At 40.3% G+C, this 17013-nt stretch carries 14 protein-coding genes; 9 read left to right on the top strand and 5 right to left on the bottom strand.

What is annotated here, in order from left to right; all coding sequences use genetic code 11:
- Nucleotides 1–35: 35 nt before the first annotated feature.
- The gene (gene kdpA / locus ACE1CI_RS20630; protein ID WP_413262201.1) at nucleotides 36–1721 is read right to left on the bottom strand and encodes a potassium-transporting ATPase subunit KdpA; all 1686 of its coding nucleotides are present in this window, start codon (nucleotides 1719–1721) and stop codon (nucleotides 36–38) included.
- A 319-nt stretch (nucleotides 1722–2040) separates the two neighbouring features.
- Here kdpA and ACE1CI_RS20635 point away from each other — a divergent pair, with 319 nt between their 5' ends.
- From ACE1CI_RS20635 to ACE1CI_RS20650, 4 genes are all read left to right on the top strand, one after another.
- Nucleotides 2041–3129: a sensor histidine kinase gene (locus ACE1CI_RS20635; protein WP_413262202.1), complete on the top strand. Its 1089-nt coding sequence runs from the start codon at nucleotides 2041–2043 to the stop codon at nucleotides 3127–3129.
- Entirely contained in the window at nucleotides 3129–3812 is a 684-nt protein-coding gene (locus ACE1CI_RS20640; protein WP_413262203.1) for a response regulator, read from the top strand. Before ACE1CI_RS20635 ends, ACE1CI_RS20640 begins: the two co-directional genes overlap by 1 nt.
- Before the next feature lie 84 nt (nucleotides 3813–3896).
- Nucleotides 3897–4649: a tetratricopeptide repeat protein gene (locus ACE1CI_RS20645; RefSeq protein ID WP_413262204.1), complete on the top strand. Its 753-nt coding sequence runs from the start codon at nucleotides 3897–3899 to the stop codon at nucleotides 4647–4649.
- A gap of 130 nt (nucleotides 4650–4779) precedes the next feature.
- A complete protein-coding gene (locus ACE1CI_RS20650) occupies nucleotides 4780–5307 on the top strand; it encodes a hypothetical protein (RefSeq protein WP_413262205.1) in 528 nt (175 codons plus the stop codon).
- A gap of 268 nt (nucleotides 5308–5575) precedes the next feature.
- Here ACE1CI_RS20650 and ACE1CI_RS20655 read toward each other — a convergent pair whose 3' ends face one another.
- Nucleotides 5576–6427, bottom strand: a complete 852-nt coding sequence (locus ACE1CI_RS20655) for an XDD3 family exosortase-dependent surface protein (protein WP_413266465.1) — start codon at nucleotides 6425–6427, stop codon at nucleotides 5576–5578.
- A 309-nt stretch (nucleotides 6428–6736) separates the two neighbouring features.
- Nucleotides 6737–9379, bottom strand: a complete 2643-nt coding sequence (gene priA / locus ACE1CI_RS20660) for a primosomal protein N' (RefSeq protein WP_413266466.1) — start codon at nucleotides 9377–9379, stop codon at nucleotides 6737–6739.
- An 846-nt stretch (nucleotides 9380–10225) separates the two neighbouring features.
- Between priA and ACE1CI_RS20665 the strand changes: the two genes are divergently transcribed.
- The 4 genes from ACE1CI_RS20665 to ACE1CI_RS20680 all read left to right on the top strand — a co-directional run bounded on the left by ACE1CI_RS20665 (nucleotide 10226) and on the right by ACE1CI_RS20680 (nucleotide 12968).
- On the top strand, nucleotides 10226–11377 hold the full coding sequence (locus tag ACE1CI_RS20665; RefSeq protein ID WP_413266467.1) for an RpoD/SigA family RNA polymerase sigma factor: 1152 nt from the start codon (nucleotides 10226–10228) through the stop codon (nucleotides 11375–11377).
- A gap of 131 nt (nucleotides 11378–11508) precedes the next feature.
- Entirely contained in the window at nucleotides 11509–11991 is a 483-nt protein-coding gene (locus ACE1CI_RS20670) for a GNAT family N-acetyltransferase (RefSeq protein ID WP_413266468.1), read from the top strand.
- Nucleotides 11992–12086: 95 nt separating this feature from the next.
- A complete protein-coding gene (locus tag ACE1CI_RS20675; RefSeq protein WP_413266469.1) occupies nucleotides 12087–12662 on the top strand; it encodes a pentapeptide repeat-containing protein in 576 nt (191 codons plus the stop codon).
- 87 nt (nucleotides 12663–12749) lie between these two features.
- Nucleotides 12750–12968, top strand: a complete 219-nt coding sequence (locus ACE1CI_RS20680) for a hypothetical protein (protein ID WP_413266470.1) — start codon at nucleotides 12750–12752, stop codon at nucleotides 12966–12968.
- 150 nt (nucleotides 12969–13118) lie between these two features.
- On the opposite strand, the gene ilvC is transcribed toward ACE1CI_RS20680, so the two are convergent.
- Nucleotides 13119–14114 (bottom strand): ketol-acid reductoisomerase, encoded by a 996-nt coding sequence (ilvC, locus tag ACE1CI_RS20685; RefSeq protein WP_413265463.1) that lies wholly within the window; start codon nucleotides 14112–14114, stop codon nucleotides 13119–13121.
- Nucleotides 14115–14585: 471 nt separating this feature from the next.
- On the opposite strand from ilvC, the gene ACE1CI_RS20690 reads away from it, so the two are divergent.
- Complete coding sequence (locus ACE1CI_RS20690; RefSeq protein ID WP_496615656.1) at nucleotides 14586–16304, top strand: response regulator; 1719 nt, start codon at nucleotides 14586–14588, stop codon at nucleotides 16302–16304.
- A 24-nt stretch (nucleotides 16305–16328) separates the two neighbouring features.
- On the opposite strand, the gene ACE1CI_RS20695 is transcribed toward ACE1CI_RS20690, so the two are convergent.
- A complete protein-coding gene (locus tag ACE1CI_RS20695) occupies nucleotides 16329–16862 on the bottom strand; it encodes a pentapeptide repeat-containing protein (protein ID WP_413265461.1) in 534 nt (177 codons plus the stop codon).
- Nucleotides 16863–17013 lie beyond the last annotated feature (151 nt).

Below are 17013 nucleotides of genomic sequence, written 5' to 3' on the forward strand. Positions count from 1 at the left end.
CCGACTTCTTCAAGAAGTCGGGGATCTAAGGGGATCTAAATTCCTTTAGCTAGTTGGAAACCTTCTGCGATCGGACCCAGTGCTAAAATTGGAAAGAATGTTAAAGCACCTAAAATCAAAATTACGCCAGCTGTCACACTAGTAAATAAAACTGTGTCAGTTCTTAAAGTACCCGTAGTTTCTGGTACTGGTTGTTTGTTTTTCATGTTATCTGCTAATAACAAAAGCGCAATAATTGGAATGTAACGTCCTCCTAAAAGGCTGACAATAGCACTCAAATTCCACCACAAAGTATTGTCTCCTAAGCCTTCAAAACCAGAACCGTTATTAGCTGTTGCTGAAGCATATTCATAAACTACTTGAGAAATGCCGTGAAAACCAGGATTACTAATTCCAGCTAAAGTAGTGGGGAAAGCTAAAGTAATTGCACTGGGAATTAACACTAAAATCGGGTGAATTAGGAGAATAACACTAGCTAACACAATTTCTCGTTTCTCAATTTTTCTCCCTAAAAACTCTGGTGTGCGTCCGACCATTAACCCGGTGACAAATACAGATAAAATCAGGAAAACAAAAAGGTAAGCTGTACCCGTTCCTTGACCTCCCCAAATGATTTGTAAAAACAAATTGAACAGAGTGGAAAAACCACCAGGAGGCATTAAAGAATCGTGCATTCCGTTAACTGCCCCACACATAGTTCCTGTGGTTGCTATTGCCCAAAGTGCGGTTTCTACCCAACCAAATCTCACTTCTTTTCCTTCTAAATTTGGTTGTTGTCCACCTAAAAGGGTATTCACTAAGGGGTTGCCTTGATATTCACCAATGGCGCTAATTCCAATTAGGAAAACAAAGATAGCAAATACCATCCAAAACAGTAACCAAGCTTGTTTTGTGTTATTAGCGAATATCCCGTAAGTGTAAATCAACGCTGCGGGAATACTCAGCATGGCTATGATTTCTATTAAATTAGTTAAAGTATTAGGATTTTCAAAGGGATGGGCAGAGTTAATGCCAAAAAATCCGCCGCCATTTTCTCCTAATTGTTTAATAATTTCAAAGTGGGCTACTGGCCCTCTGGCTATTACTTGAATGTTACCTTCTAAAGTAGTAGCTGTAGCTGGCCCTGCTAAGGTTTCTGGTACACCTAAAATGAGTAATAGCAATGCCCCTACTAAAGAAATGGGTAGTAAAATTCGAGCGATCGATTTAATTAAATCAACGTAAAAGTTGCCTAATGGTCTGCCTGTTAATCCACGAACAAAGGCAATCCCAACTGCTAATCCTGTTGCCGCAGAAGTGAACATTAAAAAAGTAATAGCCACTGTCTGGCTGAGGTATGTTAAGGTTGTTTCGCCGGAATAATGCTGTTGGTCTGTGTTAGTTAGAAATGAGATTGTTGTATGCAATGCTAAATCCCAACTAGGTGCGCTTAAGTTTGTAGGATTTAGGGGCAACACTCCTTGTAACAGGAAGATTAAGTAAACGAAAATCCCCATGAACAGGTTGCTATAAAGTAGGGCTTTTATATATTGCCAACCTGTCATTTCTGTTGGGTAAGCGATGCCACTGAGGTTATAAATTAGTTTTTCTACTGGGGAGGTTATAGGTTCTAAAAAGGTTTTTTTGCCTAAATATACTTGCGCCATGTAGCGTCCAAAAAAGGGGGTAATGATGATTATAATGACGAGAGTTAATGCAATTTGTACAAATCCTTGCCACATAAATATTTACCAAAATGTAGTTAACTTAGCTAAGGTGAATTTATACAATCATTTTGGTTTATTTGGGGATTGGTTACATCAGATCGGTGATATAAATTTGTTTGGGTGTGGTTATTATGGTTTATATATTTTGCGTCTATATATTTTTAAATAGCTTACAGTTTTTACCTATATTTGGAGTTATAAACGGATCTATATCTGGAAGTATAGGTGAAATTTTGTTGGAGGTTTTAAGTTAATATAATAATGAGCTTGGGAAAGGTGCTAAATATTGGGAATGGTGCGTTACTAACGCACCCTACAATTTACCTATAGAACGATGAAAGCAGCTGTTTTTACTAAGAACGATCGCAGAAATACTTGGGTGATGATTGCGATCGCATTTGCGATCGTCATCGCCTTAGAATATGCCACACCCTCGGAATATGTATTTGGCTACCTTTATACAGGGCCAATTTTATTAACTAATTACCGTTTAGGAAGAAAAGCAAATTTACAAGTAACTTTAGCAGCTTCGGCATTAACATTGGTAAATTTATTCATTCCTGACTACGATTTTTCTCTACCAACAGTGGCAAATCGATTAATTGCAGTATTGGCACTTTTGGTAACGGGGTGGTTGAGCGATCGCATTCGTCATTATGAAGAAGCTATTGCTAATCAGCAAGCAAAATTACGTTACCAAGAACGACTAGCTAGTATGCGAGAAGATTTTGTTTCTACGCTGACTCATGATTTAAAAACTCCCCTTTTGGGGGCAATTGAAACAATTAAATCTTTTCAAAGGGGGCAATTTGGCGAATGTAGTTTTGCTCAACGTAAAGTCTTAGAAATGATGATCCGTTCTCATCAATCAACGCTGCAATTAGTCCAAACTCTCTTAGATATTTATCACTACGATTCTGAAGGGTTAAAACTGCAACTAGCAACAGTCAATTTGGGATCGTTAGTTGAAGAAGTAATCGCTACTTTGACAGAATTAGCGGCTTCGCGGCGCGTGCATATTACACTTAATTATGGTGCATCAAATTTTCGCCAAAACTTGTGGGTAAATGGAGATGCTTTACAATTACAGCGAGTATTTACTAATCTATTAGTTAATGCCATTAATCATTCTCCTCGTGGCGGGAAAATAAACGTGATTTTAGAAAGTGATTCCCATCAACAAGTCGTGAAAATTTTAGATAGTGGACAAGGAATACCAATGGATGAACTTGTTCACTTGTTTGAGCGATTTTACCAAGGAAGTAGCGATCGCCAAAGTCAAGGTTCTGGGTTAGGCTTATATCTAAGTCGGCAAATTATTGCCGCACATGGCGGTACAATTTGGGCAGAAAACCTTTCTCCTTCTGGCGCTTTGTTTGGTTTTCGACTCTCAACTTCTCCAGCAATTTCTGAGAATTCGTAATGAAAGCTGCACCTTTGCGGATACTTTTAGTCGAGGATGATGAATTATTTCGCCTGGGTTTGTATATGCGCTTGCAACAGGAACCAGGAATAGAAATAGTAGCAGAAGCAACTGACGGTGAAACGGCTGTAGAATTAGCAAATCAATATCCCTTAGATGTCGTACTCTTAGATGTGGGATTACCGGGAATTGGGGGTGTGGAAGCTTGTCGTCGCATCAAAGAACAACACTCGCAATTGCCGATTTTAGTTTTAACTTCCCATTCCCAAAAACCTTTAATCGAACGCTTAATTGCCGCAGGTGCTCAAGGATATTGTCTCAAAGGAATTGAAGCAGAAGTTTTAATTTTAGCGCTGCGTTCTGTCGCCGCAGGTGCTTCTTGGTGGGATCAAACCGTTACAGCCGAAATTCGTGCCGCCTTTGCTGCAAATCCTCCAACTGATGCTAAATCAACAGAAGTTTTAACCAATCCCCTGACTCGTCGGGAACAGGAAATTTTGGCGTTGATAGCAGCAGGAAAAAGTAACCAGGAAATTGCTGAACTACTCTACATTACAATTGGCACAGTCAGAGTCCATGTTCATGCAATTTTACAAAAATTAGAAGTCCGCGATCGCACTCAAGCCGCAGTTTTAGCGATTCAGAAAGATTTAGTCGCCGCAGAACTTTTGCCAAATCACTAGCTTTTCTTTTCGATGACGATATCATAAGTCTTAATCTGCAAAAAGCAGCTAACGCTCCTAATACACACTTTCCAGTTTATGTCAATGATTAAAAACACTTATTTTTTCATCAATCTGTTGACTGCTGCTGTTACTGGCATCACTTTAAGTAATCCTGCACCAGCGTTATCCGAATCAAGTTTGCTCAAACAGGGAACAAATGGGTCAACAATTGAGAGTGTAGTTGCTCAAGTTTCACAAAATAAAGAACAAGCTCAAGATTACTACGAACAGGGGATTTCTTTGCAACAGCAAGGGAAATTGTCAGAAGCGATCGCTCAATACCAAAAAGCCCTAAATTTGAATCCCCAGTTAGCAGCAGCGCATTTGAATATGGGAGTAGCTTTAGCAACTCAAGGTAAAGATTCTGAAGCGATGGCAGCTTATCGAAAAGCCCTAACTATTCAACCAAAGATGGCAGAAGCTCATTATAACCTGGGCAATATGCTAGTACAACAAGAAGATTATATCGGTGCCGAAAAAGAGTATAAAGCAGCAATTAAAATTAATCCCAACTACGCCAAAGCCCATTACAATTTAGGCAACGTCCTAGCCCAGCAAGGAAATGTAGTAGCAGCTATTAAACAGTGGGAAGAAACGATTCGCATTCAGCCAGACTTTGCTGAAGCTTACGCTAACTTAGGTTTAATTATGAATCGTTCGGGTCAAAAAGAAGGAGCGATCGAAGCCTTTAAAAAAGCCAGAGATTTGTTTAAGTCCCAAGGAAAAGAAGAAGCAGCAGAGGAGATCGATCGCATGATCCAACGTTTGTGGAGTAGTCCCACAGGCGTTGCTTAAAAAATTGATAAGTTGACTCTAAGAAACTGACCGGGAAAATTAAGAGGTGGCAGAAAAGTTGCAAAGAAGTTACCTTGCCAAATTAAGCGTATATCTGGGTTGTTGTCTTTTGGGTTTTTGTTTAACAATCTTGAGTAATCCGCTTTTCTTTCCTGATGGTTTTGCTCAAGCCTTAATTCCGAAACAAACTAATAACACTCAAGTTCTAATTGCCCAAAGTCAACTTCCATCTCCGGCGAAAATTTCCAATTCTACCCGCTTACCATGTGACAAAACTATTCAAGGTAGAATCTCATCAAGTGATTATCAATTTCAGGGCAGACGGTTTCAAAAGTACTTGTTGAATGGGCAAAAAGATCGACTAATTCGGATTAGTTTAGTTGCAGGTAATCCAACTCAAAGACCTAGCAATATTTCACAGGTCAATCCATTATTAATTAATCCGGCGCTGATTCTCTATGCTCCTAATGGTCAGATCGTCGATCGACAACCTAAACAGGAAAATGCGATCGATGCAGTCATCACCACAAAATTACCGACAACTGGCACTTATAACTTACTAGTAACTAGTGCAACTCCGGGTAAAGTTGGACGATTTAGCCTAACTTATCAACAAGTAAAACCAAACGGAACAAATGCTTCTGTTTGTCCCGCTTAATTATGTCGAGTAATCACTCGTAATTAACTGGGTTTGTTGTAATGACTTTAGTCATTTGATTTAGGTATAAGTAGGTAGATCTAAATAAAGTAAAACAAGGGCGGGCAAGATGCCCACCCCACAAAAAAGCTGAAAATCTTGTGGGGTGGGCATCTTGCCCGCCCCATTGATAGATAACTATTTTCACTTTATTTATTTGCACCTACTTAGTACGACTAAAGTCGCTACAACAAACACCGAATCGATCGGACAAAATTTATTGTAGAGTTTATGAGCCGATCGCACGCTGTTGACCTAACTTGCTAGCAAAAACAAATGCGCCAATAGCTGCTAAACCAAAAATTGCTGAAGGTTCTGGTACAGATGCGCCCGGAAGACTAAACTTATCGATGGAGAACGCTATTGTTTGACTACCACCAAACTTACTTAAATTAAACCCAGCCGCAGTCAATTGAGTATTATTAAGAAAGTTAATTCCGCTTAAGAAAGTTCCAGCTGCGATCGCGTTTAAACTCTTAGTTTTGTCAAAATAATTAGTATTAGGAGCTAAATCACCTAAACCAACCCTGGAACCCATGCTGTTGTTATAAGCGTTGATGCTAGCGTAACCTGAATTTTCTGCTGTAACACTTTTGGCAATAACACCACTGTATAACCCAACTTGCGAAACTCCAGAATCATTAGTCCCAGCAAAACGAACACCAAACAGCTGACCCTGATTCATCGCATCCATAAAGTTTAACCCGGAAAAATTGAAGAACATATCGCCCCATCCAATATTTCTGTCAGCAGCGCCGCTGGTATTATTTCCCCTTAAGGGCATATTGGCTCTTAGCGCCACCATAATGCTAGACTCAGTTTCCTTAATCCCCATGCCGTAGATTTCATATACTGGGCCACCAGAACCATCATTACTAGAGTCTGTAGCATAATACCAACCATTCTGGGCTGGACTGCTGCCAACTTCAAGAGCAATTCCATCATTAAGACATTCTATAAATGTATTGATTATTGTTCCATTCGTTAAAACTCCGGCGTTTGCTGCTTGTCCGGTGAAGGAAATAATACCAATACTGGCAACGAACGTTTTAAGTAAGGTTGAGGCAACGCGAGAGTTCATTTATTTGTCCTAATTTTTTTATTTAGCTAGATATATAAATTTACTTTTCCCATTGACAACTTGCTAAAGACAGATTGACTTTTTTTATATTAAGGGTAAAATAAATCTTTTGCTGCCAGAATTGCAACTTATTTGCCTGTACTCTGCCAGCAAAAATCGGGGTTTTTAGCAAGTCAGTAATAATTAAAAAAAAATAAACTTTAGGGGAGCAGGCTGACTCCAGGGAAAAGGGGAAGAAAGAGAACTAATATCTCTGTCTTTCGGTAGTTGCGTGGTTGCGTCTTCTTCTTCTGGGTCTTTAATCGCCAATCAAATCATATTTATCGGGTCAACGTCGATCGTCAAACTAACTGATTTTGGGCATAACTCGCGCAAGTCGTTAAAATTAGGCAATTCTACAATTCTATTTGCTGGTAATTTGAGGAGAATTTGCCAATAAAATCGATTAGCTATTCGCATAATACTAGCGGGTGCAGGCCCCAAAATTTCATAGCTATTATTATTTCCTGGGGGACGCAACCAACCTGCTAACATTTGGGCTGCTTCTTGAACTTCTACGGAATTCATACTGTTTAATTGAATGAGAATTAACCGCCCATAAGGAGGATAATTTAATTCGGCTCTTTGGGGTAATTCTGTCTGAATAAATGACTGAAAATCATGGTTTTTAACAGCTTGAATTACCGAATGTTCGGGGGTGTAAGTTTGCAGAATTACTCGACCGGGATCGTCGCCTCGACCTGCGCGACCTGCTACTTGGGTTAAGGTTTGAAATGTTCTTTCTGTAGCTCGATAATCGGATAAATGCAATAAACCATCAGCGGCGACTATTCCCACTAAAGTAACTTGGGAAATATCTAAACCTTTGGTGAGCATTTGAGTTCCCACTAATAAGTCAGCTTCACCATTGGCAAATTGTGTTAATAAAGTTCGATGCGATCCCTTAGTGCGAGTGGTGTCACTGTCAAAACGAATAATTCGCAATTCAGGATATAACTTTCTTAATTCTTCTGCGACTTTTTGCGTTCCGCTACCAAAGAATTTTAAATAGGGAGAACTACATTCTGGGCAATTTTCGGGATGAGAACGGATGAAATTGCAGTAATGACAGCGTAAAATTTCTGGTGCTCTTTCTTCTATGTGATGATAGGACAAAGATACATCGCAATTAGGACATTCTATGACATATCCACAACTGCGACAGGAGACAAAGGTGCTGTGTCCTCGACGGTGAATGAATAAAATTCCCTGTTTACGTTGCTCTTGTAATTGTTCTAAAGCTTCTTGGAGCGATCGACTAAAAATAGACTTATTCCCCTCGCGCAACTCTTGACGCATATCCACAACTTCCACAGGTGGTAATGGTCGAGATTGGATGCGTTCGGAAAGGGAAAGGTAATATTTGGGGGAATGGGGACTAGGGACTGGGGACTGGGAAGAAGTGGGGGGGTGGGGAGATAGGGGGATGGAACCAGTTATCGAATTATTCTCCTCTGCCCCTCTGCCCCTCTGCCCCTCTGCCCCTCTGCCCCTCTGCCCCTCTGCTCCCCTGACTTCGATCCAAGTTTCCAACGAGGGAGTTGCAGAACCTAAGATAATGGGACAGTCGATTAGTTCTGCACGCCATAAGGCGACGTTGCGGGCGTGATAGGTTGGTGTTCTGGAGGTTTGTTTGAAGCTGCTGTCGTGTTCTTCGTCGAGGACGATCAAACCTAGTTTGGGTAGGGGGGCGAAGACGGCAGAACGAGTACCGATGACTACTTGAGGTTCGCCTGCTAACATTTGTCGCCAGGTGTCGTAACGTTCGCCTTCGGAAAGGGCGCTGTGATAAACGCAAACTTTGCTTCCGAAACGGGCGCGAAATCGATCGGTTAGTTGTGGCGTTAATCCGATTTCTGGAACTAAAACTAAGGCGGATTTTCCTTGTTCTAAAATTGGGGCGATCGCTTGCAAGTATACCTCTGTTTTCCCGGAACCTGTCACGCCATGTAATAAGACTTGGGCGAATCCTTGTAAGTTGTTGATCGTCTCCAAAGCTGCTGCTTGTTCAACGGTTAACACTTTTGCTCTGTCGGGTGCTTGTTCTGGTTCAGGGAGCGATCGCAATATTTCCCGATACTGAATTGTAATATAGCCCTTTTGTTCCAATGCTTTCAGGGTTGTGGCGCTGGCTTTACAAAGCTGCAATAATTCATTGAGCCACAATTCTCCACCCTGACGCTGCAATATGCTCAAAATTTCCACTTGCCGGGGTGTGAGATCGATTTGGTCAATCTCTGCTATTAGGGTAACAGCTTGTTTTTGTTTTGGTTGGGCGTGTCTGGGTGTTTCTAAATAACTTTCTACCCAACCTCGTTTGAGTAATTCTCGCAGTCCTTGTTTTCCGCCTCTGACTTTGGACTGAAGATACTGCCAAGTGTAATCTCCGGTTTTGGCATTTTGCAATAGCTCTAGAATTTGTCGCGCCGAAAGGTTGAGGAAGCTTGTCGCACCAGGGGGAATCGCTTCGGGTTTCAGGCGGATGCGTCTTTGCGATCGCGTCAGTAATCCCGGAGGTAGGGCTGCCCGCACTACTTGCATCAGGGGTGTGTAATAATACGTAGAAACCTTTTTCAGTAATTCCCAGTAGTTAGTAGGGAAAAACCCGGAGGTGACAACTTCTTCAACATCCCGTATTTTCTCGATTGCTAAATTAGCTGGTGGGTGTTCGAGTAACCGAATGGCGATCGCGCCCAACACCTGCGCCCCGAATGGCACGCTCAAAATATCCCCAGGTTTTACTTCTAAATCCCCTGGCAATCTGTATGTATACAACTTTTGATTTTGTGACTCTTCCTGCGTTGCTGGAGAATCTACCAATACCTCTACCCATCTATTTTTCGGCATGGTAGTTTCATAAGTTGCTTTTGGGGAGGCTAATGTCGGGGAAAACTGCTTCCGGGAACTAGACATACTGTGAAACACCGAATACTTGGTTTGGGGGGGCGATCGATACTTATCCAGTTTATTCTACCGAGCTAAGGGCTGATTTTGATGGTTAAAAACCAAGACTTACACAGCCAGAGTCAAAAACCTGGTTTGCAGCCTTAACCTAGCTCATCTAAACCTATGATTTCGCCCAGCAACCGGGTTGTTTGCCTAAGTCCTAAAAATTTATTTTCAGCCTAAATAAACGGCAATTTCACCATCAATTTAGCTCATCCATATAATTTCCTGATTTTGGCTTTTTGTCTAACTTATCTACCTTGTGACAGTTTTTTTCAATAGAGAACAAACTCTCTCTACAATTTCTTAACCATAGTAAATCCCAGAACAGAAAATACTTTCTTACTTTGGCAAGACAGGAATTTTACACCCATTGATAGAGAGCAAAGTTCTATGTTACATGAGATGCTGTAATCGAAATCGAAAAGTTTTACAAAGTTTTGTTGAGCAGTTCAGCAATATGGTTACAGAGAAACTATTGTCACAAGCGTAACAAAGTATTATCTCAATCAAAGGGTTTCGCGTTGTTATTTTGTAGCTGGGAAAACAATGAAAAAAAACACTTGCGGTAGTCTAATAAAGTGTTCCTCAATTTGCACCACGTTTCCCAAGCAAAAAGTACAAAACCTGCCAAGATTGAGTTGACCGGACTAGAATGGTCGAAAAGACAAAATCTTAAATTTTTCTAAAGAAATCCAAGCAGTTTCGTTGATCATCAGGGGGCAATTTGTGTAGATATATGAGTGGAATGTATTAAAGGAAACGCTGGTTCTAAGACTGTGAGTTTAACATAATTACAAAAAGAGCTTGCTTATGAATATCACCCAGTTAGATTTGTCCGAAACCCAACCATTAACAGTCAGTAGTAATGTAGATATTGATGTAGAAACCGATATCAATATCGAGCCTTCCGAGGTTGATTTGGTTAATAGTGAAGTTGAACTTTCTACCGCCGAGGAAACAAGTGAAGTTGAGGATTTAGAGTCTTATCCGACATCGGGTTATCATAAGATGAACTCCGATGACTCGGTAGGGGCTTTCTTTAAGGAAATGGCGCGGTATCCTCTACTAAAACCAAAAGAGGAAGTGGATTTAGCAAAGCGGGTGCAATTCTTAGTAACTGTAGAAGAAATACAAAGAAGTTTACACCAAGAATTAGGTAAGCATCCAACGGTATCAGAGATAGCAGCGAAACTGGGATTAACAGAACGTCAGTTAGAGCAGCGTTTGTATCAAGGAAAAGTGGCGAAACGGAAAATGATTCGCTCGAATCTGCGATTAGTAGTGTCGATCGCCAAACGCTATTTAAATCGAGGAGTGCAATTCTTAGATTTAATCCAAGAAGGTGCTATGGGGTTAAACAGAGCTACAGAAAAGTTTGATCCCGATAAAGGTTATAAGTTTTCTACTTATGCTTACTGGTGGATTCGCCAAGCGATTACGAGAGCGATCGCCAATGATGCCAGAACTGTTCGTCTACCAATTCATATTGTCGAAAAACTCAATAAACTAAAGAAAATTCAACGGGAATTAAAGCAACAGTTGCGAAGAAACCCCACAGAAGCAGAAGTAGCTAAAGCTTTAGAAATTTCCCTGGAACATCTGCATCAGTTACAACAGTTGCGGAGGCGATCGCTTTCTTTAAACCACAGAGTTGGGAGAGAAGAAGATACAGAATTAGTGGATTTGTTAGAAGATAGCGATACCCAATCTCCTGAAGAACAAATGAATGATACAATGTTACGTCAGGAAATTTGGTCAGTGTTGGGTGATGTGCTCACACCAAGAGAAAAAGATGTCATTTCCCTGCGTTATGGTTTAACAACCAGTGAACCTTGCACTTTAGAAGAAGTGGGTAATTTGTACAATTTATCCCGCGAACGAGTGCGCCAAATTCAAAGTAAAGCGATGCGAAAATTACGCCGTCCTCAAATCGCTCAACGGCTAAAAAGTTGGTTGAAATAATATCCAGCTACTCAGATCCCCGACTTCTTGAAGAAGTCGGGGATCTTCTAGATTCATCTGACTACTCTCTGCTAAAATATGTGGTGCTTGGGAATAGTTTGAATTAACTAATGACATAAGACCAACCACCAATGACAAATTTGATTTTGCGATCGACAACTCCCGAAGATGTGCCAACTATATTCCAATTAATTAAAGGTTTGGCTGAATACGAAAAGTTATCTCATGCAGTCACAGGGAATGTTGCTTCTTTAGAATCTCACTTATTTGGCGATCGCATTTACGCCGAAGCAATATTAGCTGAACTAGATGGCAAAGCAGTAGGATTTGCTTTGTTTTTTCCTAACTATTCTACCTTTTTGACTAAACCCGGAATATATTTAGAAGATATATTTGTGTTACCAGAATACCGTCACCAAGGTATTGGCAAAGCATTACTAATTCATGTAGCCAAATTAGCAGTAGAAAGGGATTGCGGTCGCTTAGAATGGAGCGTATTAGATTGGAATGAACCTGCGATCGGCTTTTATCAACGTATGGGTGCAGATGTGTTACCAGACTGGCGAATTTGTCGCGTCACAGGTGAGAATCTTTCTAAATTAGCAGCTACCTAGATCCCCTTAGATCCCCGACTTCTTGAAGAAGTCGGGGATCTAAGGGGAGTTTTTACTTAAGTAAATGTAAAAATTCCGGATCGGAAGTTGGAACTTTGGTAGTAAAGATCAACTACTTGATTGAAGAAGCCAAAGCAGCTTCTAATTTAGTCATGAAATTCAAGCATCTCACCGTTTTGATATTTTTCTTAGCTGCGGGAACTGCATCATATTTCTATATTTCCTTTTTAAACACTCAAAAGCGAGTAGAAAAATTGCTGGAAACTAGAGAATGTCCCGGATGTGACTTGAGAAATGCTAATTTACAGGGAGCCGACTTAAGCGGCGTGAACTTGGAAGGCGCTAACCTAGAAGGTGCTAACTTAGAAGGCGCAAAACTGGGAAATGCTAACTTAAAAAGAGCCAACTTCACCAAAGCTAATTTAGAACGTGCTGATTTAGGTTGTGTTGGGATTAGTTTGAGGTTAAGAGCGAACAATGATGGAGGTTCTTTAGGCTTTAAATTAGGAACTACGCCTACAAATGACGATCCTCGGAATGCTAACTTGGGCTTAAATGTTAAAGCTAGCGATCGCGCAGCCGCCATCAGTTTAAACGTGCTGGGATGCGCTAATGTAGAAGGGGCTAACTTTCAAGAAGCCAAAATGCCTGACGGCAAACTTCACCCTTAAATCAAGCAAAAAAATAGCTTCTTTCGTTAGAGGGTTGGGAAAAATAGAATTAAGAGATTTGATTAACTAAATAGTTAATTTATTGTTATGTTATCCAAAGGTAAGTTTCCCCTGCTGATTGTACTATTTTTGCTGTTTGTCCTGCTGGGCGATCGCATTCCCTTCCCACCCGTCAGTAATGCCAGCTTACAAACTCGAACCACAATCAACAACTTTATGCTGGGTTTGTTTCCCAAAAAACAACCAAAAAATCCTTACGAACGCACTGAAAGAGCCATTGAAAAACAGGAACAAGGAGGGCAGTGATTGGGGAGGAGGGGATTGGGGAGGGGTTAGGGGTTAGGGGTTAGGGGTTAGGGGTTAGGGAAAGTTGAAGAGGTAATTCAACGATCTTCCCCATCCCCCCATCCCCCCATCCCCCCATCTCCCCATCTCCCCATCTCCCCGGCTCGAAAATTAGTCCTTCTTCAGCCAACTAAACATGGCGCGTAAGTCTTTGCCAACTTCCTCAATGTGGTGTTCAGCTTCCCGACGACGCATAGCGGTAAAACCAGGTTTACCAGCTTGATTTTCTAGCACAAATTCTCTAGCAAACTGTCCAGATTGAATTTCTTGGAGAATTTTCCGCATTTCGGCGCGAGTTTCGTCCGTGACAATACGGGGACCACGAGTTAAATCGCCATATTCAGCGGTGTTAGAAATGCTATCGCGCATTTTCGCTAAACCGCCTTCTACGATTAAGTCAACAATTAATTTGACTTCGTGCAAGCATTCAAAGTAAGCGAGTTCTGGTTGATATCCAGCAGCGACTAAGGTTTCAAAACCTGATTTAATTAAGGCACTCAAACCGCCACAGAGGACAACTTGTTCGCCAAATAAGTCGGTTTCGGTTTCTTCGCGGAAGGTAGTTTCCAAAATTCCGGCGCGAGTACCACCGATGCCTTTAGCATACGCCATTGCGCGATCGCGTGCCTGACCGCTAGCATTCTGATACACTGCAAACAAACAAGGAACACCTTCTCCCTGTTCGTAAGTCCGTCTTACCAAATGTCCTGGGCCTTTGGGTGCTACCATCACCACATCTACATTCGCAGGTGGTACAACTTGAGCAAAGTGGATATTGAAACCATGAGCGAACAACAGGACTTTACCTTCTGTCAAATTGGGTTCAATTTCGTTTTTATAGACACTTTTTTGCACTTCATCTGGCAGTAGGATCATAATCCAGTCGGCTTTTTGAGCAGCTTCGGCTACGTCGTAAACTTCCAATCCCGCTTCTTTGGCTTTAGTTGCCGACTTGCTACCAGGATACAATCCAACAATTACGTTAACGCCACTATCCTTAAGATTTAAAGCGTGAGCGTGACCTTGAGAACCATAACCGATAATCGCTACCGTTTTATTTGCCAATAAATCTAAATTGGCATCAGAATCATAGTACATCCGAGCCATAAGGGTAACTCCTGATTTTAAACTGACTAATGATGTGCAAACTTTTCATCATACCATGTCAAATCTATAAAACCGAGATTGCCGCTAAAGGAAAACCTTTGATTAATTTAAGGATTGGTTAGTTGCACAACCAAGGTAAGCTTCAAGAAAGTTCAAAAGTAAATAAATTTGCTTACTTATGTTAAGGAAAGTTGGCTTTTTTAATTTCTCTTTAAGATTGAGCAGGGTTGTAATATTCACAACATATATTAGGGAAGGAAGTATGGTACTCTCATTAGCGATCGGGATACCATCACTACTTGTCAAATCTATGAAACTAGTAAACTTATAAAAATTTACCCAGCTACTTACAAATTAAAAATTCAAGGCTTGGGAAGTTTAAGTAAGAATAGTTTACACTTAAATCTTTTACAGGGGAAACTGCGATGAGTGTTCTGGAATTAACAAGTCATACTAACATCAAGAAACTATATGAATATGCCACTACGTATTTTACTGATTCAAAACTCGGAAGAGAGTGCTAACTTGTTAGCTAATGAACTAAAACGTGGTGGTTACACCCTATTTTTCACAATCGTAAAAACACCTAAAGCCATGAACGCAGCTTTAGAAAAACCAGAGTGGGATCTGGTAATTGCTGATTATTCGTTACCCAACTTTAATGCGTTGGTTGTGTTGCAGCTAATTAGGATGAAAGGGTTAGATTTACCCGTTATTGTTTTCTTAAAAGAGCGCAATGAAGACATGATAGTAACTGCGCTCAAAGCGGGAGCAAATGATTGTTTAATCGCAGATAATTTAGCAAGGTTATTGCCGATCGTAACTCGTGAACTCCAAGCAAAAAATCGGAAATTACCTGCTAAAAATGGAAAACAAAACTTAGGAATTAATGGTTCAGAGATGACAGAATATAAAGAAGTCAGTTATGAACGCTTAGAACAGTTAGTTAAACAGCGCACAGAAGAATTAGAAAGAGCCAAGTTAGAAGCCGAAGCAGCTAATCGTGCTAAAAGTGAATTTTTAGCTAACATGAGTCATGAATTACGCACTCCATTAAACTCTATTTTGGGTTTATCCCAAATGCTCCAGCAAGAGTTTTATGGAAAACTGAACCCCAAACAAAATGAGTATATGAACTGCATTTATACCAGTGGGGAACATTTACTGTCATTAATTAACGATATCCTCGACTTAGCTAAAATTGAAGCGGGTAAAGAAGAATTAATGCTGGAAAGTGTGGAAATTAGAGAATTATGCTATTACTGCTTATCTATTGTCCAAGAAAGAGCTAAAAGTCAAGGCTTGACATTAAAAAGTGAAATCGATCCGCAAGTCAGTCATTTTATTGCCGATCAACGTCGCCTTTGCCAAATGTTACTAAATTTGCTTTCCAATGCGATCAAATTTACTCCTAAAGGACAAGTAACCTTAATCGTCAAAAAAGAACCAAAAGGAACTTCCTTTACTGTCGCTGACACAGGAATTGGCATTGCTTCCGAAGATATGTCGGCGCTGTTTCAACCTTTCTCTCAACTAGATAGTAAACTGAATCGTCAATATCAGGGAACTGGTTTAGGCTTGGTTTTAACTCGTCGTTTTGCTCAACTACATGGAGGAGATTTAACTGTAGAATCTCAGCTAGGAGTGGGGAGCAAATTTACTATTTATCTTCCAGATTTATGCTTAAGAAATTTCTCATATAATTCCTACCAATACCAAGAAAGAGAAGAAATTTCTGCTAATGGTAAGGAACAACTTTTAATTATAGAGGAAGAGTTACCGCAAAAGCGACCAATTTTACTGGTAGAAGATGAAGATAAAACTGCGATTGTTTTGCAGAATTACTTAAAAGTTTTGAACTACCCAGTAGAGTATTTATCAAGCAGCGTCAGTTTTTTGGAGCAGGTGCGGCTAATTAAGCCGGGATTAATCTTTTTAGATGTTAATTTAGCCGATGAGCAGTCGGGTTTAGAGTTATTAAAAAGGCTGCGATCGCCAAAAGATTTAGCTGATATACCAGTAATAATGCTCACCTCAAAATCCGTAAAAGGTGAACGCGAACGTTGTTTAGCCTCTGGCGCTAATGAATACCTAATTAAACCCCTGGGAGTCGCTAAAATTGAATCACTCCTCTCCCAATACTATAACCGTGTGGAATATTCATGGCTGTTATCTATTCCCCATCGCTAAAAGCAATATTTTTCTCCAATTAGGTTAAGTATCTCGGCGATATCCATCGGGAAAAATAGTAGTGCGATCGTACTTCGCCTTCGAGAAATCTACCTTTTTGGCGCGATAAAAATTACTACCAGTAAGTTGCGCCGAATCTAATTTGGCTTCTTCTAAATTAGCGCCAGTTAAATCAGCATATCTTAAATCCGCAAAACTGAGATCGGCATTATGCAAATCCGCGCCTTGTAAATTAGCACCAGACAAATCAGCACCTTGTAAATTAGCGTAACGTAAACTAGCTCTAGAAAGATTAGCATTCTGTAAATTAGCCGCAGATAAATCCGCTTGATTGAGTTTAGCATCACTTAATTGTGCTGCTTCCATTTGTGCTTGGCAAAGATTAGCTTGACTTAAGTCTGCGTAAGGTAAATAAACTTCTTGAAGATTGCTTTGATTAAGATTAACTTCCGATAAGTTTGCTTCAAACAAATCAACTTTAATTAAATTAATTTGTGCAAAATCCCTTTTCCCGCTAGCATATTGAGCTAGTAATTCCTCTGCGCTTAAATGCTGCATCTTGGTTTTAATGCTGTCACTACACCACTAAGTTGATGAATTGATTGTTGAGTATTTATGCTTAATCAAATTTTAAATTTAAGCTATTGTAACGAAATTTATAGATTTCCTAATATTTTTTTTAGATTTGGATGGGTTGCTCCTGAAGAAA

This window comes from Floridaenema flaviceps BLCC-F50 (genome assembly GCF_041929275.2).
Classification (GTDB): Bacteria; Cyanobacteriota; Cyanobacteriia; order Cyanobacteriales; family Aerosakkonemataceae; genus Floridanema; species Floridanema flaviceps.